This window comes from Streptomyces sp. NPDC020731 (genome assembly GCF_044334705.1).
Classification (GTDB): Bacteria; Actinomycetota; Actinomycetes; order Streptomycetales; family Streptomycetaceae; genus Streptomyces.
In genome coordinates, this window is sequence record NZ_JBIRTN010000005.1 from 370558 (window position 1) to 392818 (window position 22261).

At 70.7% G+C, this 22261-nt stretch carries 17 protein-coding genes and 2 pseudogenes; 11 read left to right on the forward strand and 8 right to left on the reverse strand.

What is annotated here, in order from left to right:
* Positions 1 to 18: 18 nt before the first annotated feature.
* Both ACH4VX_RS10630 and ACH4VX_RS10635 read left to right on the forward strand, forming a co-directional pair.
* Positions 19 to 224, forward strand: a pseudogene (locus ACH4VX_RS10630) (hypothetical protein).
* 111 nt (positions 225 to 335) lie between these two features.
* A complete protein-coding gene (locus ACH4VX_RS10635) occupies positions 336 to 1268 on the forward strand; it encodes a transposase family protein (RefSeq protein WP_398366970.1) in 933 nt (310 codons plus the stop codon).
* Between the two features lie 106 nt (positions 1269 to 1374).
* Here ACH4VX_RS10635 and ACH4VX_RS10640 read toward each other — a convergent pair whose 3' ends face one another.
* The gene (locus ACH4VX_RS10640) at positions 1375 to 1812 is read right to left on the reverse strand and encodes a hypothetical protein (RefSeq protein ID WP_398366971.1); all 438 of its coding nucleotides are present in this window, start codon (positions 1810 to 1812) and stop codon (positions 1375 to 1377) included.
* 357 nt (positions 1813 to 2169) lie between these two features.
* A complete protein-coding gene (locus ACH4VX_RS10645) occupies positions 2170 to 3735 on the reverse strand; it encodes a recombinase family protein (protein ID WP_398366972.1) in 1566 nt (521 codons plus the stop codon).
* A gap of 35 nt (positions 3736 to 3770) precedes the next feature.
* Between ACH4VX_RS10645 and ACH4VX_RS10650 the strand changes: the two are divergent.
* Positions 3771 to 4001: pseudogene (locus ACH4VX_RS10650) on the forward strand (LysE family transporter); the annotation flags it as partial.
* A 12-nt stretch (positions 4002 to 4013) separates the two neighbouring features.
* On the opposite strand, the gene ACH4VX_RS10655 reads toward ACH4VX_RS10650, so the two are convergent.
* On the reverse strand, positions 4014 to 5417 hold the full coding sequence (locus ACH4VX_RS10655) for an FAD-dependent oxidoreductase (RefSeq protein ID WP_398366973.1): 1404 nt from the start codon (positions 5415 to 5417) through the stop codon (positions 4014 to 4016).
* Between the two features lie 72 nt (positions 5418 to 5489).
* On the opposite strand from ACH4VX_RS10655, the gene ACH4VX_RS10660 reads away from it, so the two are divergent.
* Positions 5490 to 6140 (forward strand): TetR/AcrR family transcriptional regulator C-terminal domain-containing protein, encoded by a 651-nt coding sequence (locus tag ACH4VX_RS10660; RefSeq protein WP_398366974.1) that lies wholly within the window; start codon positions 5490 to 5492, stop codon positions 6138 to 6140.
* Positions 6141 to 6212: 72 nt separating this feature from the next.
* Here ACH4VX_RS10660 and ACH4VX_RS10665 read toward each other — a convergent pair whose 3' ends face one another.
* The 5 genes from ACH4VX_RS10665 to ACH4VX_RS10685 form a co-directional block, all read right to left on the reverse strand.
* A complete protein-coding gene (locus ACH4VX_RS10665; protein ID WP_398366975.1) occupies positions 6213 to 7349 on the reverse strand; it encodes an acyltransferase family protein in 1137 nt (378 codons plus the stop codon).
* Positions 7350 to 7392: 43 nt separating this feature from the next.
* The gene (locus tag ACH4VX_RS10670) at positions 7393 to 8343 is read right to left on the reverse strand and encodes a class I SAM-dependent methyltransferase (RefSeq protein WP_398366976.1); all 951 of its coding nucleotides are present in this window, start codon (positions 8341 to 8343) and stop codon (positions 7393 to 7395) included.
* Positions 8344 to 8528: 185 nt separating this feature from the next.
* Entirely contained in the window at positions 8529 to 11195 is a 2667-nt protein-coding gene (locus ACH4VX_RS10675) for a glycosyltransferase family 4 protein (protein WP_398366977.1), read from the reverse strand.
* A gap of 188 nt (positions 11196 to 11383) precedes the next feature.
* Positions 11384 to 12718: a polysialyltransferase family glycosyltransferase gene (locus ACH4VX_RS10680; protein WP_398366978.1), complete on the reverse strand. Its 1335-nt coding sequence runs from the start codon at positions 12716 to 12718 to the stop codon at positions 11384 to 11386.
* A complete protein-coding gene (locus ACH4VX_RS10685; protein ID WP_398366979.1) occupies positions 12715 to 13695 on the reverse strand; it encodes a glycosyltransferase family 2 protein in 981 nt (326 codons plus the stop codon). Before ACH4VX_RS10685 ends, ACH4VX_RS10680 begins: the two co-directional genes overlap by 4 nt.
* Before the next feature lie 198 nt (positions 13696 to 13893).
* Here ACH4VX_RS10685 and ACH4VX_RS10690 point away from each other — a divergent pair, with 198 nt between their 5' ends.
* From ACH4VX_RS10690 to ACH4VX_RS10720, 7 genes are all read left to right on the forward strand, one after another.
* Positions 13894 to 15225, forward strand: coding sequence for a DUF6716 putative glycosyltransferase (locus ACH4VX_RS10690; protein ID WP_398366980.1), 1332 nt, complete (start codon positions 13894 to 13896; stop codon positions 15223 to 15225).
* Positions 15226 to 15257: 32 nt separating this feature from the next.
* Positions 15258 to 16676 (forward strand): cytidylyltransferase domain-containing protein, encoded by a 1419-nt coding sequence (locus ACH4VX_RS10695; RefSeq protein WP_398366981.1) that lies wholly within the window; start codon positions 15258 to 15260, stop codon positions 16674 to 16676.
* 14 nt (positions 16677 to 16690) lie between these two features.
* The gene (locus ACH4VX_RS10700) at positions 16691 to 17629 is read left to right on the forward strand and encodes an N-acetylneuraminate synthase family protein (protein ID WP_398366982.1); all 939 of its coding nucleotides are present in this window, start codon (positions 16691 to 16693) and stop codon (positions 17627 to 17629) included.
* 48 nt (positions 17630 to 17677) lie between these two features.
* Positions 17678 to 18742 (forward strand): hypothetical protein, encoded by a 1065-nt coding sequence (locus ACH4VX_RS10705; RefSeq protein WP_398366983.1) that lies wholly within the window; start codon positions 17678 to 17680, stop codon positions 18740 to 18742.
* A 56-nt stretch (positions 18743 to 18798) separates the two neighbouring features.
* Positions 18799 to 19068, forward strand: coding sequence for a hypothetical protein (locus ACH4VX_RS10710; protein WP_398366984.1), 270 nt, complete (start codon positions 18799 to 18801; stop codon positions 19066 to 19068).
* A 443-nt stretch (positions 19069 to 19511) separates the two neighbouring features.
* Complete coding sequence (locus ACH4VX_RS10715; protein ID WP_398367000.1) at positions 19512 to 20741, forward strand: M20 family metallopeptidase; 1230 nt, start codon at positions 19512 to 19514, stop codon at positions 20739 to 20741.
* A 317-nt stretch (positions 20742 to 21058) separates the two neighbouring features.
* The gene (locus ACH4VX_RS10720; protein ID WP_398366985.1) at positions 21059 to 22108 is read left to right on the forward strand and encodes a BMP family protein; all 1050 of its coding nucleotides are present in this window, start codon (positions 21059 to 21061) and stop codon (positions 22106 to 22108) included.
* Positions 22109 to 22261 lie beyond the last annotated feature (153 nt).

Consider the following 22261-nt stretch of genomic DNA (forward strand, 5'->3'; position numbering starts at 1 on the left):
CAATTCAGGGGGTTCGCTATGGCACGTGAGGAACTGACCCGGCTCAACGGCAACGGCAACGGCGAATGCGGTGAAGACGACTGCCCGAACCTGTACCGCACTGAGCGAGGAACGTTCGTCGTCCAGGGCGACGTGTCCGACGCCTTCACGCCCCCGCAGGGGAAGGACTGGTCGAGATCCCCGAGAGTGTTCTTCGGGAGGCTGTCCGTGCTCTTGGATGGTGACGAGTGGCGGGCCATGTTCCGTGGCATCCAATCGGAAGCCTGGCGACTAACGAGCTCGTGCACGGTAAGCGGTGAGACGTCGAGCTTCTGATCATCGATCATGGTCGTGTGGTGGGGAACGCGTCTCGTACAGCGATCATCAGCGACCGGAGGATCACGGGCCTGTCGGCCAACGTGATCGCCGAACTCGTCACAGAGCTGGGCCCGTTGTGGCACGAACGGCACCAGGCCAAGCTTGCGTCCAGGCCGCGGAAGCGGGCCGTCGGCGCGGGTGCGAAGCACCGGTTGGTGTTCGTCGACCGGCTTCTGGCCACGCTCGTGCACCTCCGGCATGCCACCACGCACGAGGTGCTCGCCTGCTGGTTCGGTGTCGACCGCTCCACCATCACTCGGGCCATCACAGAGGTACGGCCCTTGCTCGCCGAGCGAGGGTGCACCGTCAGCTCGGGGGTGCGGTTGCGGACCCTGGCCGAAGTCATCGACCACCTCGGTGCCGATGGGAAGACAGGGATCATCGACGGCACCGAGATCCGGGTCCGCCGGCCGGCCGCCGGGCGCAAGGATCGGGACAGGTTCACCTCCGGCAAGAGCAAGCAGAACGCGGTCAAGACCATGGTCGTCACGGACGGGGACGGCCGCGTGCTCTTCTGCAGCCCGACCAGGCCCGGCAGCTGCGCGGACATCGCCCACGCCCGCCAGGTGGGGCTGGTCAAGCTCCTGGCCGACGGACCCGCGGTGGAGATCCTCGCCGACGTCGGCTACCAGGGCCTGGGCGCCCAGACCGGCGGCCGGATGATCACCCCACCACACCGCAAGTTCAAGAAGAACGCCCCCGACTGGTACGAGGAGATGCACGAACGACAGCGCAAAGCCCACTCCTCGCGACGCATCCGCGTCGAACACGGCATTGCCCACCTGAAGAACTGGCGGGTCCTGGCCCGCCACCTCGGCCGCCGCGAGCACATGAGCGACACCGTCCAGGCCGTCGCCGGACTGCTGTCCCACCAACAGACCGCGGACCTGACATCGGCACGGCAGATGTGAACACCGAGCCCTGCCACAACCCTCGACGTCTCACCGCTTACCGTGCACGAGCTCGTTAGGGGGCCCCGAGGGGCCCTTATCTAAGGCCATAACTTCTCCTCGGTCTTCAGGCCGCTTCGGTGAACCAGTCCTCAGCATCGATCCAGCCGAGGCATTCCGCGGAGCGGTCGCCAGGGAGTAGGCGGAACGTCGTCTTCGCTCCGCGCTTGCTTCCCACCGTTTCGACTTCGAGCCAACCAGCGTCGACCAGGGTTCTCACGCCACGTTCCGTGTAGCGGCGAAGGTTCCCGGCCCTGTCGCATACGCCGACAGCATCGACGAGTGAACGCCACGGAACGGTCACCTCGGAATCGTCGCCGCACAGTCGGGCTACCTGTCTCGCTACGGCCTGGCCGCTCCGCGGTACGCACTGGATCGCGTCGGCATACCATCGGCCGGCCTGTCCGGTCGGAGGGGTCGCCTCGGCCGCCAGGACGAACCCCCGCTTCCGAAGCTTCGCTTTGCGTACGTCGATAGCGTCCGCGTACTGGTCGAGGAAAGTCATTGATCAGTCCCGTTCGGTTCAGGCAACAGAGAAGCCCCGACTGCGGCCGGGGCTTGAAGGGTGGAGTGATGCGCTCTGCCATGTGTACTTCGGGACATCTGGCGGATTCAAGGAAGGACGTTTAAGCGGCCCTCTTTGACTTCGCCAGGGGGTAGCGATGCAAGGTTCCTTCGTTACTAGCGCCCGGCGCAGGGTCTTGGCGCTGACAGGGGACGTATGCGTGTTGTAACTGTGATCCAGGACCAGGACGGTAATCGGAGAGTCGTTGCTGATGTCGTCTATCCCTCCGAGAGTTGACATAAAAAATGCCCCCTCATTCCGGAGGGGGCATTTTGGTTTCGCGGAGTGTGTCTATAGCTAGTTCCAGTTATCGTCTATCTTGATCAATCGCTTCTTAACATCATGCGGAATGATCAACTTGCCCAGCAGTTCCCCGTTGTCCTGCTTTCCGAGTTCGAAATTTATTCCGGCACTCAGTAGGTCCTTTTCCATAGCCTCTACGCCACCAGCCTCCCAATGCTGCCGGTATGTCATGCCGGTGCTTTCGTAGATCCACCTATCCTTCGTGGACTCCGGGTCGATCTTCGTCAAGTCGTTCATGAGAGCGTCTAGCGTGGCCTCTGCCTTCTCGCGAATGAATCCAGCCTTATCGAACCTTCCGCCGGGCTCCAGCCCAGACATGTAGTAGGCGATGGAATCTTCCAGTCGCTTCCGCTCGCGCCTGTTCTCGTCGCCTCGGGCGTACTCGCGCCGGATCACCTCGAAATCGCCCAGGGCCTCAAAGACGGCCTGCGCCAGAGACGAGTAAACATGCTCGGGATCCGGTGTCACGAATCCGGGCTTCCGGCATTCGGGGCACCGCAAGTATCGGTACTCCTTCACTTCGCCAGTAGAGAGCGTTTTATAGTTGTTAGTTTCGTTAACGTTCCTTCCGCACTCGTGTTTCATGACACCGAGGAACCTGGTGGGGCGACGGTTCTTCTCATGATGACGCTTGTTCTTCGAGCGGGTGGCAAGAGCCGCTTGTACGCTTTCGAATTCCTTGTCAGTCAGAATCGGCTCATCCGTGACCCTGATTTCCTGACCCTGCTTATCTAGTACCGGCGTAGATCTATAGGTGGCTGCCTTCGTTCCTCCCTCGGTGCGAATCCCCCTAACCGCAGGGTTCCTAAGGATCCTGAGAACCTGCTGATTGTTCCATTTGCGGTCGCTATAGGTCGGGACCTTGGCCCGGTCTAGAACCTTCGCAATGCGATTTGCCGGAACCCCCCGCATTGCAGCCTGGAACATGTATCGCACTGCTCGCGCCTGCTTAGGCTCCTGTACTAGGCGGAGTTTTCCGCCGACCCTGGCAGTCTTGTAGCCAAACGACGGCTTGCCAATCCGCCATTGGTCTTGCTGCTTGGTGTATTCCCAGTGCGACGAAACGCGAGTCTTAGTGTTGGCCGCTTCAATCTCGGCCACGGCCGCAATGAAAGTCACCATTGCTTGTGCCATGGGGGATGACAGGTCCAGGGTGTCATTGAGAGAAATCAGGTTCTTCCCGAATTTCTCGCACCACTTGATGACCTCATGCAGGTCAGAAATCCGCCTGATGAACCGGTCCAACTTCCAGAACAGAATCAAGTCAAACTCGGGTATGCGGTTGTTGAGCCAGTCCCCAAGTTCTTTCCGCTCCCAAGGGGCTTTCTTGGTAGCGGACACTCCAAGGTCCCTGGCCACACCAACAACCCTCACGCCCTCTCGGATGGCATGACGGCGGAGGTCTAGTTCCTGCCGTGCCGGGGAGGTGGTGTCCTCCGTGAGAATCGACAGGCGTACCGACAGGAGGCCGCGGGGCGCGTCCTCCGGCAGTGCATCGTTCCTGGCCTGAAGTTCGGCCAGCTCTGCCAGTTCCTCGGCGGTCCACTCGGGAGCGGTCATGGGCGTGAGCGTACAGCCAGTTTGACTCTGACACGTTCTTCGTGCAGTTCGTCGACCCGGCCTACGCCTACCCGGCGCTCTCCTTCGTCGTCCTCGGTGCCTTCGCCCAGATCGCCAGCGTGCTCTACCTCAGCGCGCTGATATTCGGCGGCACCCGGCTCGCCGCCGCCTTCCGCCGCCGCAGGCGCCTGTCGGCGGGGGCGACCTCGGCGGCCGGCGCCCTGTTCCTGGGCTTCGCGGCGAAGCTGTCGCTGGCGAGCGTGTAGGGGTCGTAGGGGTCAGCGCCCGCCGAACCGGGCCAGGTACTCCGGGAGTCCGGCCGGTGTGTCCCCGGCCCAGCCCACGTAACCGTCCGGGCGGACGAGGAACAGTCCCGTCCCGTAGGTCTTGTGCGCCGGGCCGTGCACCAGTCGTACGGCGGCGGGCGGCGTGGGGGCGGGTGTGCCCAGCGCCAGCAGGGTCCAGTGCGGTCCCCGGAACGCGTCGAAGAGGCGTACGCCGCTCACCGTGGCGTTCGGGGCCCGGTCGCCCGCGCGCACCGGGCCGGGCGCCGTGCGGGTCTCCGTGGTGAGCGGGGACCCGGGGTAGCCCAGACCCAGTTGCCGGGTGGCCCCGCCCCGCCGGGTCTCACCCCGGTGGACGCTGGTGGACAGGCCCAGCATCTGCTCGGCGATCGGGCGCCGTTCTCCCTCGTACGTGTCCAGCAGGGAGGCCTCCGCCCCGTCGCCCAGTACCGCGCCCAGCTTCCAGCCCAGGTTGTAGGCGTCCTGGACGCTGGTGTTGAGGCCCTGGCCGCCGGCCGGGGAGTGCACGTGCGCCGCGTCGCCGGCGAGGAAGACCCGGCCCACGCGGAAGCGGTCGGCGAGCGCGGCCCGCGGGCGGAAGTCCGAGGCCCAGCGGACCTCCGTGACGTCCTCGGCGGCGAGGTGCGAGCGGGCGGCGACGACCTTCCGCACGCCCTCCAGGGAGAGGTCCACCTCGGTGCCCTCCGCGAACCGGGCCATCAGCTGGAAGTCCTCCGTGCCGGCCAGCGGGCAGATGGCCAGGAGGTCCTCGGCTCCCTCGCCCTGGGGGAAGAAGTGCCAGTTGTCCCGGTCCAGGCCGGTGATCCGCACGTCCGCCACCAGCGTGGGGAACGGGTCCACCTCCTCCCCGGTCATACCGACGCCCACCGCCCGGCGCACCACGGAACGGCCGCCGTCCGCCGCGACGAGATACCGGGCGCGCACCGGTTCACCGGAGGCGAAGTACGCGCTCACCCCGTCTTCGTCCTGGGTCACGCCGGTGACCTCACGGCCGAAGGCGACCTTGCCGCCGAGCTCCTCGAGGCGCTCCAGCAGGATCCGCTGGGTGCGCCACTGCGGGACCATCCAGGGTTCGTTGTACGGCGAGTCCTCGGTCGGCTCGGCCGGGTCGGACATGTGGTGCTCGCCGATCCGCTCGCCGTCGCGCCAGATCATCCCGACCGGGTAGCCGCCGCCGACCGCGTGGATCGCGTCCAGCACGCCCAGGTCGTCGAAGACCTCCATGGTGCGCGGCTGGAATCCCTTGCCGCGCGAGCCGGGGAACAGTTCGTCCGCCCGTTCCACCACCAGCGCGGGGATCCCGCGCCGGGCCAGGTCGATGCCGAGGGCGAGGCCGGTCGGTCCGGCGCCCACGACCAGTACAGGGGTGTCGCTCATGATCAAGTCTCCTTAACGTTGTTAAGTGGCCTGCCCTGCGAGCGTGTCCCTAACGGTGTTAAGTTGTCAAGTGTGAGTTCGGAACGACGCACCCCCCTGGACCGCCGACGGGTCGCCGACACGGCGCTGGAACTGCTGAACGAGGTCGGCCTGGACGGCCTGACGCTGCGCGCGATCGCCAGGGAACTGGACGTCAAGGCGCCCGCCCTCTACTGGCACTTCAAGGACAAGCAGGCGCTGCTCGACGAGATGGCGACGGAGATGGTGCGACGGATGACCGCCGATCTGACCGCCCGCCCGGCCGGCGACTGGAAGGAGACGCTCCGCCTGATGATGGGCGGCCTGCGCGAACACCTGCTCCGCTACCGCGACGGTGCCAAGGTCTACGCGGGAACCCGCTTCACCGACATGTCGTACGCCGAGCCGATGGAGGCGAGCCTGCGGGTGCTCACCGACGCGGGATTCACCCCGGCCGCCGCCGCCCGCGCCTGGTTCACGGCGTACAGCTACACCATCGGATACGTCATCGAGGAGCAGGCGATGGGGCCCGACCCCGCCACCGGGGCCGAGGGCTACGACCTGGACGCCCGCGGCGAGCGCCTGGCCGCCCAGCCGCTCGCCGCGCAGGCCGGGTACGAGATGTTCCAGGACCACCGGGCCGGCTTCGAGGCAGGACTCGGCGCGGTCGTCGAGGGCATCGCCCTCACCCTCCGGGACCGCTGACGGCACCGCACGCCACCGGTCACCACGCGGGCAGGCCGCGGGCCCGCGGCGGCGGGGCCGCGGACCCGGGGCTCAACGCGTCCGGGAGAGCGCCGACCGCAGCCGGGGCGTCAGCGGCTTCTCGACGAACCGGTGCAGCAGCCACGCCAGCAGCAGCATCGCGGCCAGGGTCAGCGCGAAGGTGGGTGCCGACGGCACGTGCAGCGAGCGGTGCAGGGCGTGGATCACCACCCAGCCCAGGTGCTCGTGGACCAGGTAGAAGGGATACGTCAGCGCCCCGGCCACCGTGAGCCAGTGCCAGTCCGCCCGGCTCAGCCACCCCAGTGCGATCGCCGCCACCGCCGCGAAGCCGAGGGCGACGACCAGGACGATGCCGAACGTGGTGCGGTGGGCGAAGGCGTCCGGGTCGGAGGCGTTCCACAGTTCGCCCACCGCGTAGTGCTGCCCGATCAGGAAGCTCACGGCCGTGATGCCCCAGCCATGGGCGTCCCGCCGGTCGCGGTGGACGAGGTACAGGCCGATCCCGCCGATGAAGAACGGGGCGTACTCCGGCATCAGCACCAGGTCGAGGAGCGGCTCGTGCGCGGCCCGGGTGAGCACCGACGCCAGCAGCCAGCCGCCGCAGAACAGCAGGACCCGCCGGCGGTTCGCGCCGGGCAGTACGACGAACAGCGCGAAGAGCGCGTAGAAGCGGAGCTCCACCCACAGCGTCCAGCACACGCCCAGCACCCGGTCCGCGCCCAGCGGCTGCTGGAGCATCGTCAGGTTGACGAGGGCGTCGCTCGGCGACACGGCGTCGTAGGCGACCACCGGCAGCGCGAACACGGCCGTGACCAGGACGACCGCCCCCCAGTAGGCGGGCATCAGCCGTGACACGCGGGAGGCGAGGAACGACGTCAGGGTCCGCCCCCAGCCGCTCATGCAGATCACGAACCCGCTGATCACGAAGAAGACCTGGACCCCGAGGCAGCCGTAGGAGAACAGCGTGTGCAGGGTGGGGAACTGGTGCTGGGGGGAGCTGCCCCAGGCGTCGGTGACATGGCCGCCGCGTCCGCCGTAGTGGTACGCCGCCACCATCAGGGCGGCCACCAGCCGCAGTCCGTCCAGGGCGCGCAGCCGCCCCGGGGCGGCCCTCCGTGCCGTGGGGGCCGGCGCGGGGGCGGCCGTGCCCGGCCGCGCTGTCGACGTGCTCACGACCGTCTCGGTCACGTTCGTACCACTCCTCGGACCGCGGGGCGGCCGGTGTCGGTGCTCAGGACGCCCGCAGATACGCCGAGTGGGCGGCCCTGCCCAGGTAGGTGAAGCGGGTCCCGCCCTTCAGGTGGTCGTCCAGGGCCTCCTTGATGCCCGGCCAGTGGGGGTCGCCGTAGTCGTCCAGGACGACGACCCCGCCGGGCGCGGCGATCTCCTCGGCCCACTGGAGGTCCTGCGCGACGCCCCGGGCCGAGTGGTCGCCGTCCACGACGATCACGCCGTAGCGGCGGTCCGACACGGCCGCCCGGGTTTCGGGGTCCTCGGAGAACCCCTGCTGGATGCGTGCCGTCGCGCCCGCCGGACCGGCGAGGCCGAGGTTGGTGCGTACGGCCTGCTCGTCGACCGGGGCACCGGTGGGGTCGGGGCGCTGGTCGGTGCCGGGCTGGAGCTGCACGCCGGCGAAGGGGTCGACGATGGTCAGGCTCGGGCTGCGGCCGTCGCGTTCCATCATGCGGACCAGCCCGGCGGAGAACATGCCGTACAGCGTGCCGATCTCCAGGATCTCGTCGTTCGGCGGGTCGAGCAGCGGGATCGTGCCGAGCTTGCCGCAGATGTTCATGGTGCCGCCCGCGACGCGGCCCACGCCCAGCGACTCCAGCGCGACGAGCAGCCGGAAGGCGGTGGCGACGTTGCGCACGGCCGCGTCATGGTCCCCGGCCAGGGCCGCGACCTGGGCGTGCAGACGTTCCAGTGGGGCGTCGGCCACCATGCGGGAGATGCCGCGTCCGCGAGGGCCGAGGAGCAGCTCGAAGGTGAGCTGGCGGCGCCTGAGCTGCTCGACGTCCCGCACCAGCCGCTCGATGTCCGGGGCGGTGGCCGGCGCCCCCTGGCCGGCCGGGCGGCGGGCCGCCGAGCGGACCTGCCGCTCGATGCGCTGGTCGATGAGGTCGGCGACCGGGCGCAGCAGACGCCTGGAGACCGAACTACGGAGCATGGAGCGGCTGTTCATGGACCAACGACCTCAATTCGTCGCGGAGTCGGAGGTGTGTGACGTGCGCGGGGGAGGACGGGCGAACGCCGGTGCACAGGCTGGGCACTGACCCGGCCGGCGGACGCGTGGCCGGGTGGGCCGTCAGAAGAACTTCCGCGGAACGCGCGGTGTCCGGCCGGCGGCACCTGTGCGGGCCCCGCCGTTCAGTCCGTCCTGCGCAGCCGCGTCGAGTGGTGGGACACCTGTGCCCGGACCGACTCCTTGCGGGCGAGCTGGCGGATGGCACGTCCGCGCGCGCCGAGCAGGGCCGACACCCGGGCGATCTCCGACCACACCCGGCCGCGGTCGCCGCCGGCGATCGCCGCCGCGGCCAGCAGCCGGCACGCCTCCTTGGTCTCGTTCCGGGCGGCACGCAGTTCGGCCATGCCGATCAGCACGTCCACCGGCTGTCGGCGGCGCAGGATCTCGGTGCCCACGCGCAGCGCGTCCTCGACGTTCCCGGCGGTGACATGGCGCTTGAAGTCGTCGATGATGTGCCGGAGCTGCTGGGGGACCACCGCCCGCGGATCGCCGTACTCGTCGTCGTCCGCCGTGCCGGTGCTCTCCACGGCTTCCACGGCCCGCGGGCGCGGCAGGTGTCCCGGTCCGGGAAGTCCCAGCGCGGCCGTCATCCGCGCGGTGAACGCGGGGATGTCGAACAGCTCCTCGACCTCCCGGTAGTCGTCCTCCGAGACCTGCTCGCCGAGCACCGCCCGCAGGGCCTCGAACGCCGCCTGCGGGGTGTAGTCGGCGAAGGACCGGTAGCCCGGCACCGAGTCGAGCACCTCGTGCGAGCCCACCCGCCGGTACGTGACCACCCGCAGCCGCTGCTGGACGGCCTCGACCACCGACAGTGGCATCGGGTCGTCGACGGAGGAGAGGAGGAAGACGTCGGAGGCGGCGAGTTCCTCCCGGACCCGGGCCCGTGACAGCGCGCCCGCCCAGGTCACCCGGTCGGAGATCAGGGTCGAGGAGGCGATCCGCGGGGTGCGGTGGCCGATCCACGTGAACCGCCACGGCAACCCCTCGGCGTGGGCGAGTTCCGCGACCCGGGAGAAGAGGTCCAGGCCCTTGCGGTCCTGCATGGAGCCGACCATCACGATCCGGGGCTGTCCGTCCGGTGCGGTCCGGGCCCGCGTCCGGTGGGCGTCCTGCGGAACGGTGTTGTAGACGACGACGGGGTCGATCACCCCGAGCCCGCGGAACATGTCGGCCTGGGCGGTGGAGACGCACAGCACCTGGACCCGCGGCAGGAGCCGGAGCATCTCCTTGTGGCGCAGGGTGTGGTGCTCCGCCTCGTAGGCCATGACGTGCTCGGTCTCGTGGGCGTAGAGGAAGACTTTCCGCCCGCCGGACACCAGTTCGTCGACCAGTTCGTTGCCGATGGCGGAACGCCACAGCGGGGCCAGGCTGTTGATGAGGACGACATCGACGTCCCGCAGCGCTTCGAGGACGTCCTCGGTACGGCAGTAGGCGCTGAGGTCGATGTAGCGGATGTCCACGGGGGAGTGGGCGAGCAGCGCCTGGGTGTACGTCAGTACGGGGATCGCCACCCCGGTGACATAGCCGAAGCCGAGGCCGAGCACGGCCAGCGAACGCGGCGGTGTCTGCCGGTCCCGTACGGAGCGCAGCGCCCGCTCGGCGCGGGTGCCGGCCGGCGTGAGGGGTGCCGCGGCCGGAGCGGGGCCGGAGCGGGGCCCGCGCACCTCGGCCTCCTCGACCACCGTGAGGATCCGCTCGGCGACGTCCTCGCGGAAGGTGAGGTAGTGGGTCAGCGGCTCGCCGGTGTTGTTGCCGGCGAACTTGCCGGTGCTGTGCAACTGTCCTGCCACGTCCACCAGTTCGCCGACGCTGCCGACGTTGCGCAGCAGCGCGTGGTTGACGGCCGGGAAGACGATGTTCAGCGGCGGCGGGCTGAACAGCACCAGCGGGACACCGGCCCGCAGGGTCTGCAGATAGGTCGTGGAGAAGAAGGTGACGGCCAGGTCGAAGGACTCCAGGCCGGCCGCGTCCACGAGTGCCGACTCGTCCAGGACGGTGACCCCGGGGAGCGTGCCCAGCCACTCCAGGTGCCCGGAGAGCGTCGAGGGGTGCGGCTTGATCGCGACCTCGCCGAACTCGGTGAGCGCCTCGCAGGCCGACTGCAGGTACTCGCGGTGCCGGCCGGCCGGCAGTTTGCGCTGGTCGCCCAGCGGCTGGTCGAGGACGATGATGCGCAGCGGCTCCCGGGCCGGGCGTGCCGGGCGGGGGGCGGGATTGTGCGCGGCCCGCACCAGGCCGGGATCGTCGCTGTGGCCCAGCGCGCCGGTGATGTGGACGACCGGGTCCGCGTCCGCCGTGCGGTACAGCAGGTGGTGGGCGGTCGCCGGGCCCCACACGCACACGGCGGCCGGGCCGGTGGAGCCGTAGTACCAGTTCTGGTCGCGGAGGCCGGGGCCGAGCTTCTTGTAGTGGAAGTCGAGGTGGCCGTCCTGGACCAGGACCACCGGCAGGGTCCCGTTGAGGGCGTCGGCGACCCTGCTGCCGCGCTGCGACCGGTCGTTGAAGAGGATCAGCCGGTCGACGGACTCGGTCCGCACGAACTCGGCGACCCGGGGGCCCATCTCCTCCAGGAACTGCGCGTGCCCGAGGCTCTCCTCCTCCCGGAACAGATTGCGGACCCGTGTGCCGTCGAGCCGGGCCGAGGCCTCCTCGTCGATCCACCGCCCCACGTCCCCGTCGAGGTCGGCGGTGACCGGCAGGAAGGAGTGCTCCTCCGCGCCCGGGGCGCTCAGCAGCCGTGAGGTCAGACCGACTCCGTTGCGGTTCTCGATGAAGACGGCGATACGCATAGACAACCAGCCCAGTCCGCAGGGTCTGTGGTGCGCGGAAAGCGCACAGAGATGTGTGATTTTCTGACGGAATTACTGGAGAGATCATGGCACGAGATGCGGTGGCCAAGGGGTGAAGGGAGAATGAACGAAAGGCGGTTCCGCAGGCGGTCAACCGCCCGTTCATACGCCCCGCACCGGGAATTGGCTCACCGTTTGATCGAGCGCCGGATCGCCCGGGCCCGCCGCACCACTGTGCGGGCCGTGGAATTCTGCGGCAGGAAAGCCAGCCGCTCCGGAATGCCACCGGGCAGCCCCAGCGACGTCAGCCGCCGCTTCTTGAAGTACCGCCGGGTACGGGCGTTCAGCCGGCCGCGCAGATACTCCTCGGCCGCCGGTCGCAGCTCCGGCAGGATCCTGGGCTGCATCACGAAGCCGACCGTCCGCACCAGCGCGGTGAGCGACTCGGTGTCCATGCCCGGCCGCCCCTCGGCGACGGCGGCGGCGTCGGCCGGCTCCGGCAGGAGCGCGTCGACGATGGTGACGGGGACGCGATTGCTGTTCTCGTACGGCGCCAGCCGGTCCAGCAGCGTCTCCGTGCCCACCCTGGCCACCGGCAGACCGTACAGCCGGGACGCGGTGAGCAGGGCCGTGGAGAAGCAGCCGACGACCAGCGCCGGGCGCATCCGCTGGTACAGCACCTCCGCCAGGACCGGCGTGTCGAGGACGGTGAGGTCGACACCCAGCCTCTCCGCCTCCTGCTCCAGGGTGCGGGCGAACCGGGCCGGGGCCGTGGGATGGGGCTTGAAGACCACCCGGTCGTGGCCGAGGCCGACGACGCCCCTCAGCATCCGCACATGCAGGTCCTCCTCCTCTTCCGCGGAGAGGATGCCCAGCGCCGACAGGTACTGGCCCAGCAGCAGCGCGGGACCCTCCACGTCGGGCAGCCCGGCGCCGGTCCCGACGAGTTCGGCCAGCACCCGCGTGAACGCCTCCACCGGCACCAGCTCCGGCTCCACCCCGAACTCCGTCAGGAGCAGCGGCCTCAGCCCCGGCACCAGATCGAGGTGGAGCAGCCGCTCCACGCGCGTGCCCACCAGCGGATCGATCTTGTTGCGGGTGGGGCCGTAGCTCATCAAGCCGTCCGCGTAGACGGTGACGGGCGCGTCGGTGAAGATCTGCGCCACCCCGAGCGCCGGGTTGACCTGGATCGACTCCACGGCGAGCGTCACGTCGTCGTCGCCCAGACCCCAGGCCAGCCGCAGATACCGTTCCCACACCGGGACGTCGTCCGCGCGTGGCGCCCAGCCCCCCGGGTGATACGGGAAGATCGCCTCGTTCCACGACACCACGTCGTCGAACCGGGCGCGCAGCCGCTCGAACCCCGGCATCCCGTCCACCGCGGGCGTCGTCTCCGGCGTCGCCGCGTTGTTGGACACCAGCAGGACGCGCCGCTCGGCCGGAGCGAAGCACCCCGCGTCCAGGGCGGCGGCCAGCGTGGCGGTGCCGTACAACGTCGACACCATGAAGATCTGCGTGGTCACGCGGCCACCTCCGCGGCCCGCACGGGACGGCGGCGCAGCCGGCGCAGCCGGGTGGCCCGCGCGGTGTCCATCGACGCCAGCGCGTCGTCGAGCACGTCCTGCGGCATCCGCCGCAGCGCGGTCGTGCTCATCACCTTCAGTTCCCGGGCCACGGACGCCTCGAACCTTTCGACGGAACCGAGATGGTGGGAGATGATCGCGCAGTAGGTGCGCACCGCCTTCGGCAGCAGACGCGCCGCCTCGGGGTCGGCGGCGGTCTCCTCCACCACCTGGTCGAAGGCGCGGATGAAGTCGAGCTGCCGGGCGTCCCCGATCTGCGTCAGCGACGAGGCGACCCCGCGCCGGTAGAAGACGCCGAGCAGGCCGGTCACCGCGAAGGACTCCGCCTCCCGGTGCAGCTTCCAGATCCACGGACGGTCCTCGGCGGTGCGCAGCCCGTCCGTGAAGTGCAGCAGGCCGCGGTCGGCCAGCCGGCGGTGGTAGACGCCGGCCCAGGCGTACGCGTAGTCGACGGAGGTGGTCCGGTGGGCGGGCAGGATGGCCTCGCGCGGGGACAGCACCACGTTGCGGCGGCCGTGGGGCACCCGGTGCACGGAACGGTCCCGCGCCGTGCACTGCACATGATCCGTGCGCACGAAGTCGCAGCCCAGCCGCTCGATCACGCCGACCAGCCGGTCGTAGTAGCCGGGCGCCAGCCAGTCGTCGCCGTCCAGGAACGTCAGGTACTCCCCGCGGGCGGCGTCGATGCCGGTGTTGCGGGCGGTCGCCAGCCCGCCGTTCCGTTCGTGTCTCACCAGCACCGCCCCCGGCAGCTCGGGCTCGGCGCGCGCGAGGAGATCCGCGGTCCCGTCGGTGGAGCAGTCGTCGACGAGAATGAATTCGAAGTCGCCGCGCGCGTTCGCACGCAGACTCCGCAGGGCATCGGGGACGTATTGCCGGACGTTGTAGAACGGCACGATGACGGAGAGCTTGGGCACGCGACGGACGTTAGGCGACGGCCCGGCCTGCGGACTTACCCGCACCTTGACCCCGGGTGAACGGCGCGCGGCGAAGCGGTGAAGCGCATGCGTTTCCGGCTTCCGGGCGACCTGATTCGCCATTCGGCGGTGTGCTGTTAACCGTTTGTTGCATTCGGGTTGGGCGGTTCCTAGAAATGGCTTCCTAACGTCTTCGGCGTGCCAGCAAGTGCAACGAAGCCCCTCAGGGTCGCGGTCCTCGCGGATTCCGACACCCGGTGGAAATGGGGCGCCCTCACCGCCGACCGCGTCGCGCCGCGCGACATCCGCCTGGACGGATTCCTGCTGCGGGGCCGCGCCACCCCCACCACCCGCCAGCTCGGTGAGGTCGGCGTCCGCGCGGACTCGCTGCGCGAGGTCACCGCGGTCGAGTTCCTGCGCGCGATGCGCGAGGAGTCGTACGACCTCCTCGTGCTCGCCCTGGTCGGCGGCGGTGCGCAGGCGATGCTGCACGGACTCAAGCGGGTCTGGGAGGACCGGCCGCGGCGGCCCGTCGTCGTCACCGGATACGTCGGTGTCGTCTACGAGAAGCTCGCCGACGGCCTCCTGCTGCGCCACGGCGCCGACCTGGTGCTCGCCAACTCCCGCCAGGACGCGGACCGTTTCCGCACCGTGTACGAAGGAGTGGGCGCCGACGCCTCGTCGGTGACCGAGGTCGCGCTGCCGTTCCTCGGCGGGGCCGCCTACGCCGGCGAACACGACCCGTCTGCGAAGCAAGGGCGCAGGCCCTACACCGTGGTGTTCGCCGCTCAGCCCTCCGTCCCGGACAACCGCAGGGACCGTACGTACCTGCTGAACCGGCTGGTGCGGCACGCCCGCCGGCACCCCGAGCGCGAAGTGCTGCTGAAACTGCGCTCCAAGCCGGGCGAGCACACCACGCACATCGAGGAACTGCCCTACCAGAAGCTCGCCCAGCGACAGGACCTCCCCTCCAACTTCCGCCTCGTCTACGGGCACATGGGCGAGGTCCTCGACCGGACCGACCTCCTCGTCACCGTCAGCTCCACGGCCGCCCTGGAGTCGCTGCACCGCCGCATCCCCACCGCGGTCCTCACCGACCTCGGCATCCGGGAGGCGCTGGGCAACCACCACTTCGTCGGCTCCGGCTGCCTCGCCTCCTGGGACCAGCTCGACGACGGACACCGCCCGGAGCCCGACGCGGAGTGGGTGGCCCGGCAGGGCGTGGCCGCGGAAGGCTCCTACGGGACGGCCTTCGACGCGGCCCGCGAACGCATCGCCGGGCTGCTCGGCCGACCCGGCGGACTCCCGCCGCTGACCCCGTACTACACGCCCGTCACCGCGCCCGGCTATCTGCCCGGCATCCTCGCCCGCCACCACCTCGGCCCGGACGGCACCCCGCTGCCCGGCGCGCCCGCCGCCGACAAGGAGCCCGGACCGGTCCGGCAGATCGTGCGCCGGGCGGCGCGCGGCGCCTACCGGCACGGCGTGCAGCGCGTGGCCCCGGTGATCCGCCGGATGGGCGAGCTGTGACCGGCCCGATCCCCGTTCAAGGAGCTGATCCCATGTCCAACCCGCCGACGGTGCGCCGTGTGCTCGCCGTGATCCCCGCGCGCGGCGGCTCCAAGGGCGTACCCGCGAAGAACCTCGCTCCCGTCGGCGGCGTTCCCCTGGTGGCGCGCGCCGTGCGCGAGTGCCGCGCCGCCCGGTACGTCACGGACGTCGTCGTCTCCACCGACGACCAGGCCATCGCGGCCGCCGCCCGGCAGGCCGGCGCCGAGGTCGTGCTGCGGCCCGCCGCCATCGCCGGCGACACCGCCACCTCCGAGGCCGCCGTCCTGCACGCCATGGACACCCACGAGGCCCTGCACGGCGCCCCCGTGGACGTCGTCCTGCTCGTGCAGTGCACCAGCCCCTTCCTGCTCCGCGAGGACATCGACGGAGTGGCCGCCGCGATCACCGACCAGGGCGCGGACACGGCGGTGACCGTGGCCCCGTTCCACGGCTTCGTCTGGCGCGACGCGGCGGACGAGGCCACCGGCCCCGCCACGGCACCCGCCCCCGCCGTCGGCGCGGGCGTCGCCCCCACAGCCGGCGACCGGAGCGCCGCCCCGACCGCCACCGGCGCCGGCCCCACCACCGCCCCCGCCGCCGGCGACCGGAGCGCCGCCCCGACCGCCACCGGCCCCGCCACGGCACCCGCCCACACCGCCGGCGCGGGCGCCGGCCCCGCCTCCGCCGCCGGAGGCCACGGCGTCAACCACGACAAGTCCTTCCGCCCCCGTCGCCAGGACCGCCCCCAGGACCTCCTGGAGACCGGCGCCGCCTACGCCATGGACGCGGCAGGGTTTCGCGAGCACAGGCACCGCTTCTTCGGCCGCACCGAACTCGTGCGCACCGACCCGGCCCGCGTGCTGGAGATCGACGACCCGCACGACCTGGCGCGCTCCCGGGCCCTCGCCCCGCTCTTCGACGCGGACCGGCCCGGCTCCCTCCCGACCGCCGACGACATCGACGCGGTCGTCCTCGACTTCGACGGCACCCAGACCGACGACAGGGTGCTGATCGACTCCGACGGACGGGAGTTCGTCTCCGTGCACCGCGGGGACGGACTCGGTATCGCGGCCCTGCGCCGCAGCGGCCTCAGGCTGCTCATCCTGTCCACGGAGCAGAACCCGGTCGTCGCCGCCCGCGCACGCAAGCTCGAGCTCCCCGTGCTGCACGGCATCGACCGCAAGGACCTCGCACTGAAGCAGTGGTGCGAGGAACAGGGCATCGCGCCGGAGCGCGTGCTCTACGTCGGCAACGACGTCAACGACCTCCCGTGCTTCGCCCTCGTCGGCTGGCCCGTGGCGGTCGCGAGCGCCCACGACGTCGTACGCGGCGCCGCACGCGCGGTCACCACCCTCCGCGGCGGTGACGGCGCGATCCGAGAGATCGCCGGCTGGATCCTCGGTCCCTCTCTCGATTCCCTCCCCACGTAAGGAAACACCAGGTCATGAGCGTCAACTCCCGCATCCGCACCTTCGGTACCCGCGAGGCCGGCCCCGGCCGCCCCGTCTACGTCACCGGCGAGATCGGCATCAACCACAACGGCGACATCGAGAACGCGTTCAAGCTGATCGACGCCGCCGCCGAGGCCGGCTGCGACGCCGTCAAGTTCCAGAAGCGCACCCCCGAGATCTGCACCCCGCGCGACCAGTGGGACATCGAGCGCGACACCCCCTGGGGCCGGATGACGTACATCGACTACCGCCACCGCGTGGAGTTCGGCGAGGACGAGTACCGCCAGATCGACGCGTACTGCAGGAGCAAGAACATCGACTGGTTCGCCTCCCCGTGGGACACCGAGGCCGTCGCCTTCCTGGAGAAGTTCGACGTCCCCGCCCACAAGGTGGCCTCCGCCTCCCTCACCGACGACGAGCTGCTGCGTGCCCTGCGCGCCACCGGCAAGACGGTCATCCTCTCCACCGGCATGTCGACGCCGAAGCAGATCCGCCACGCGGTCGAGGTCCTGGGCAGCGACAACATCCTGCTCTGCCACGCCACCTCCACCTACCCGGCGAAGGCCGAGGAGCTCAACCTGCGGGTCATCAACACCCTCCAGCAGGAGTACCCGAACGTCCCGATCGGCTACTCCGGCCACGAGACCGGCCTGCAGACCACGCTCGCCGCCGTCGCCCTCGGCGCCACCTTCGTCGAGCGCCACATCACCCTCGACCGCGCCATGTGGGGCTCCGACCAGGCCGCCTCCGTCGAGCCGCAGGGCCTGACCCGCCTGGTCCGCGACATCCGCACCATCGAGGCCTCCCTCGGCGACGGCGTCAAGAAGGTCTACGACTCCGAGCTGGGCCCGATGAAGAAGCTGCGCCGCGTCACCGGCGTGGTCGCCGAGGCGGAGATCGCCACGGCCGCCGGCGAGCCCGTGGCCGTCTGAACCCCGCACCCCTCCCATCCTTACGACGACGGGAACGGTCGTACGTCGATGAGCCCCCGCGCCGGCCTGCCCGGCCCTCACACTCTCGCCTTCGTCGAGAGCCCGGTACAACTGCTCAACGTGCTGGAGTGGGCGCACGCGCATGCGCCCGGCGTGGGGCTCACCCTCGTGGTGCTGTCCCCGGTCGACCCCATGACCCGGGGCCAGCTGCGCCGCATGGCGGAGCTGGCCCGCGAGGAGGGCCACGAGGTCCGCTGGGAGGAGGCACGCGGGGGAGCGAGCGCCCCGCTGCAGACGGTCGGCGGCCTCGCCGTGCCGCTCCGCCGGGCCACCCGCGTCGTCCTCGGCGACCCCTTCTCCCGCTACGTCCAGCTGCTGCTGACGATCACCCGCGCCCGTGAGGTCGTCGTCGTCGACGACGGCACCGCGACGATGGAGTTCGTCGGCCAGCTGGCCCGGGGCGAACGCCTGGTGCGCTGGCACCGCAAGGGCGGTCGCCCTGGCCCCCGTGAACTCGTCCTCGCCCCCGTGTCCGCCGCCGCCCGGCGCCGGCTCACCCCCGGTGAGAAGCGCACGGTGGAGGTCTTCACCTCCATGCCCATGGAGGACACCCCGCCCGGGGTCACCGTCAGCTCCCACACCTTCACCTGGACCCGGGGCCGCTTCGGCCCGCCCCGCGTCACCCGGAGCGCCGACATGGTCGGCACGTCCCTGGTGGAGACCGGCGTGGTGGACGCCGACGCCTACCTGGAGGCCGTACGCGCCCTGGTCGCCACGCACGGCGCCAAGCGCTACTTCGCCCACCGCCGCGAGAGCACGGAGAAACTCCACCGGCTCGCCGTCGGGACGGGACTGGAGATCGTCCGCCCGGAGCTCCCGCTGGAGATCGTCGCCCGCCGCGGCCCCATCGGCCGTACGGTCCTCAGCTTCCCCTCCACGGTCGTCCACACCCTCCCGCTGGCCCTCGCCGGCACGGGCGTCCGCGTCGTGGTGTGCGACATAGACTCCGCCTGGCTGACCAGGAACGCCTCCCCCCGCGCCCAGGGTTTCCTGGCCAACGTCACCGACACGGCCAAGTCCGCCCACCACCTGCGGACGGTCCCGGCGGTCTGAGTTCCCGGCGCCGGAAGTCAGCGCGTGGGAGATGGGCGCTGCCCCGGACCGGCCGCGTGACCGCAGCGTTCGACCACGAGGACACACGCCACCCGGTGGACCGGCTCACGCCGTCCCGGGTGCGGCGTCCGTGCCTGCTCGTCACCCGGGACGAGGAACTGTCACAGGCCGCCGAGGCACTCCCGCCGCGTCCCGCCGAGGAGCAGTCGGCGCCGGACGGGCCGCCGGCCCTGATCGGCGCGGCCGACGGGCCGGAGGCCCTGGCCGAGCGGTACGACGACCGCATCCGGGAACGCGTGCGCGAGCGGTTCGGCGACCGGGCGTGAACGCCACCGTTCTCGGCACGGGCCCGCTCGCCGCGGCACTGCGCCGGTGATCGTCGTCACTCGGAACGCGCCTCGCCGCTTGTCCCGGTGACCGGACGCCGCCCGCTGCCCGCCGCCCTGACGGCGGCGGGCCCCGCGGATCCACGGGGCGCTGCCGGGCCGCGGCACGGCATCCGCCGAATGAACCGGTCCGCGTGGCTTGGGCCGAGCGTGGTAACCGTGAGGAGTGGACGGGTGCCGGAACCGTGTCCCGGAGTGTGATCGACCTCATGGACCGGCAGGCCATAGGCCTATACCCTCGCAAAAAGGCGGTGAGTGTACCCACCTCAATACACGGCTATGCGTAGGGCAGCCAGTTTTTCTCCCCCCAACGGGCTGATTTTTCTTGATCGGGGGTCAGTGGACGGCTCCGGCGCCCTACTCTTCAAAGGGTGAAACCACTGATGTCACTGGAGTCCGAGATCGATCTCCCCGGGGGAGCGGTGCTCCCCGGCGCGCTGCCCGAGGCCCTGCGCGCCGAACTCGTGGCCTTCCGACGCGACCTGCACATGCATCCGGAGCTCGGTCACCAGGAGTTCCGCACCACCGCCGCGATCAAGGAACGCCTCGAGCGGGCCGGTCTGAAGCCGCGCGTCCTCTCCGGCGGCACCGGTGTGATCTGTGACATCGGAACCGACGGCGAAGCCGGCACGGACTCGGCGATGCTCGCCCTGCGCGCCGACATCGACGGCCTGCCCATCCCCGACATGAAGGCCGACTGCCCCTACCGCTCCACCGTGCCCGACCGGGCCCACGCCTGCGGCCACGACGTGCACACCACCGTCGTGCTCGGCACCGGCCTGGTCCTCGCCGAACTGCACCGCCAGGGCCTGCTGCCGCGCCCCGTGCGGCTGATCTTCCAGCCCGCCGAGGAGGTGCTGCCCGGCGGAGCGGCCGAGGTCATCGAGGACGGCGGACTCGAAGGCATCGGCCGGATCCTCGCCGTGCACTGCGACCCCCGCGTCGACGCCGGGAAGATCGGCCTGCGCGAGGGGCCCATCACCTCCGCCTGCGACCGGCTGGAGATCGCCCTCGACGGCCCCGGCGGCCACACCGCCCGCCCGCATCTGACCACCGACCTGGTCACCGCCGCCGCGCGTGTCGTCACCGACGTGCCCGCCCTGGTCGGCCGGCGGGTCGACAGCCGCAGCGGACTCGCCGTGACCTGGGGCCGGGTCGAGTCGGGCCACGCTCCCAACGTCATCCCGCAGCACGCCGAGCTGTCCGGCACCGTGCGCTGCCTGGACCTGGAGACCTGGCGACAGGCCCCCGACATCGTGGTCGCCGCCATCGACGAGGTGGCCAACCTGCACCGCGCCAAGTCGGAGATCACCTACGTGCGCGGCGTCCCGCCGGTCGTCAACGAGGCCGGCGCCACCGAGCTGCTGCGCGACGCCATGGTCGCGCGGCGCGGGGTGGAGTCCGTCGAGGGCACCGAGCAGAGCCTCGGCGGCGAGGACTTCTCCTGGTACCTGGAGCGCGTCCCCGGCGCCATGGCCCGTCTCGGCGTCCGCCCCCCGGGCGAGCGCACCGTGCGCGATCTGCACCAGGGCGACTTCGACGTGGACGAACACGCCATCACCGTAGGCGTGGAACTCTTCACCGGAGCCGCCCTCCTGGACGCCCTCCGCTAGCCGCAGCCCCCTCCCCGACGGATCGGGTCGCCCACCGCGCCCCCTCCCCACCCGCACGGCGGCACCGCGCCGCCCTCCCCCGCCGCTCCGCTTGCGTGCCGGGCGGGGGAGGGGCAGCGTGGGGCCCGTGCAGACGCGCGCGTCACACCGGTCGCCCGTTTCGATCCCCTACGGCCCTCTGGTTCACAGGGACGTAACCGGCCATCGGCACGAATGGATAACGGCCCCGCGGAACCCCGTTCCCAGGAATGTCTACGCGCGTTAATGTGCGCCGAACCGAGCACCCGCTGCGGGGCTTTGGAGAATGGGGACTTCAGATGCGTCGGATATCCAGACTGACCCGCGTCGCGGTGGGGGTCGCCTCGCTCGCACTCGCCGCCACCGCCTGCGGCGGCACCAGCAGTGACAACGGCGACAGCGGTGGCTCCAAGGAAGACCTCGGCCTCGCCATCGCCTACGACATCGGCGGCAAGGGCGACCAGTCCTTCAACGACGCCGCCTTCGCCGGCCTCACCAAGGCCAAGGACGAGTTCGGCTACAAGACCGCCGACGTCGAGCCCACCGAGGGCGAGACCGACGCGGACAAGGAGCAGCGCCTGGCCTCGCTGGCCCGCCAGGGCTACAACCCGGTCATCGGCGTCGGCTTCGCCTACGGCCCCGCGATGAAGGCGGTGGCCGCGAAGTACCCGAAGACCACCTTCGGCATCGTCGACTCCGTGGTCGAGGGCGACAACGTCGCCTCCCTCGTCTTCGCCGAGGAGCAGGCCTCCTACCTCGCCGGTGTCGCCGCCGCCAAGGCCACCAAGACCAAGACGGTCGGCTTCGTGGGCGGTGTGGACATCCCGCTGATCCACAAGTTCCAGGCCGGTTACGAGCAGGGCGTCAAGGACACCGACCCCAAGGTGAAGGTGATCCCGCAGTACCTGACGCAGACCGCGGAGGAGGGCGGCTTCTCCAGCCCCGACAAGGGCAAGGCCGCCGCCGAGGGCCAGATCGAGAAGAACGCCGACGTCGTCTACCAGGCGGCCGGCCTCTCCGGGCAGGGCGTCATCGAGGCCGCCGCCAAGGCGAAGGTCTGGGCGATCGGTGTCGACTCCGACCAGTACCAGCAGGAAGCCCTCGCCCCGTACAAGGACTACATCCTCACCTCCGCCCTCAAGGACGTCGGCGGCGCCGTGTTCGCCCTGGCCGAGTCGGTCCACGACGACAAGCCGCTGACCGGCACCCAGGTCTTCGACCTGAAGGTGAACGGCGTCGGCCTCTCCGACAGCAACCCGAAGATGGCCGAGGTTCCCGGCCTGACGGACGCCGTGGCCAAGGCCAAGGAAGGCATCATCGACGGTTCCATCGAGGTCAGGACCGAGTAGCGGAACGCGGCGGATCCCGGCGGAGGGGGGGGGGGCCCCCCCCGGGGGGGCCCCCCCCCCCCGCCCCCCCCCCCCCCCCCCCCCCCCCCCCCCCCCGGCCCCCCCCCCCCCCCCCGCCCCCCCCCCCGCCCCGCGGGGGGGGCGCCCCGCCCA

What these genes read in the sequence shown, in the direction of transcription:
- ACH4VX_RS10640 (WP_398366971.1), bottom strand. Translation starts at nt 1,812, where the DNA reads ATGACTTTCCTCGACCAGTACGCGGACGCTATCGACGTACGCAAAGCG.
- ACH4VX_RS10645 (WP_398366972.1), bottom strand. Translation starts at nt 3,735, where the DNA reads ATGACCGCTCCCGAGTGGACCGCCGAGGAACTGGCAGAGCTGGCCGAA.
- ACH4VX_RS10655 (WP_398366973.1), bottom strand. Translation starts at nt 5,417, where the DNA reads ATGAGCGACACCCCTGTACTGGTCGTGGGCGCCGGACCGACCGGCCTC.
- ACH4VX_RS10670 (WP_398366976.1), bottom strand. Translation starts at nt 8,343, where the DNA reads ATGAACAGCCGCTCCATGCTCCGTAGTTCGGTCTCCAGGCGTCTGCTG.
- ACH4VX_RS10675 (WP_398366977.1), bottom strand. Translation starts at nt 11,195, where the DNA reads ATGCGTATCGCCGTCTTCATCGAGAACCGCAACGGAGTCGGTCTGACC.
- ACH4VX_RS10695 (WP_398366981.1), top strand. Translation starts at nt 15,258, where the DNA reads ATGTCCAACCCGCCGACGGTGCGCCGTGTGCTCGCCGTGATCCCCGCG.
- ACH4VX_RS10700 (WP_398366982.1), top strand. Translation starts at nt 16,691, where the DNA reads ATGAGCGTCAACTCCCGCATCCGCACCTTCGGTACCCGCGAGGCCGGC.
- ACH4VX_RS10705 (WP_398366983.1), top strand. Translation starts at nt 17,678, where the DNA reads ATGAGCCCCCGCGCCGGCCTGCCCGGCCCTCACACTCTCGCCTTCGTC.
- ACH4VX_RS10715 (WP_398367000.1), top strand. Translation starts at nt 19,512, where the DNA reads ATGTCACTGGAGTCCGAGATCGATCTCCCCGGGGGAGCGGTGCTCCCC.
- ACH4VX_RS10720 (WP_398366985.1), top strand. Translation starts at nt 21,059, where the DNA reads ATGCGTCGGATATCCAGACTGACCCGCGTCGCGGTGGGGGTCGCCTCG.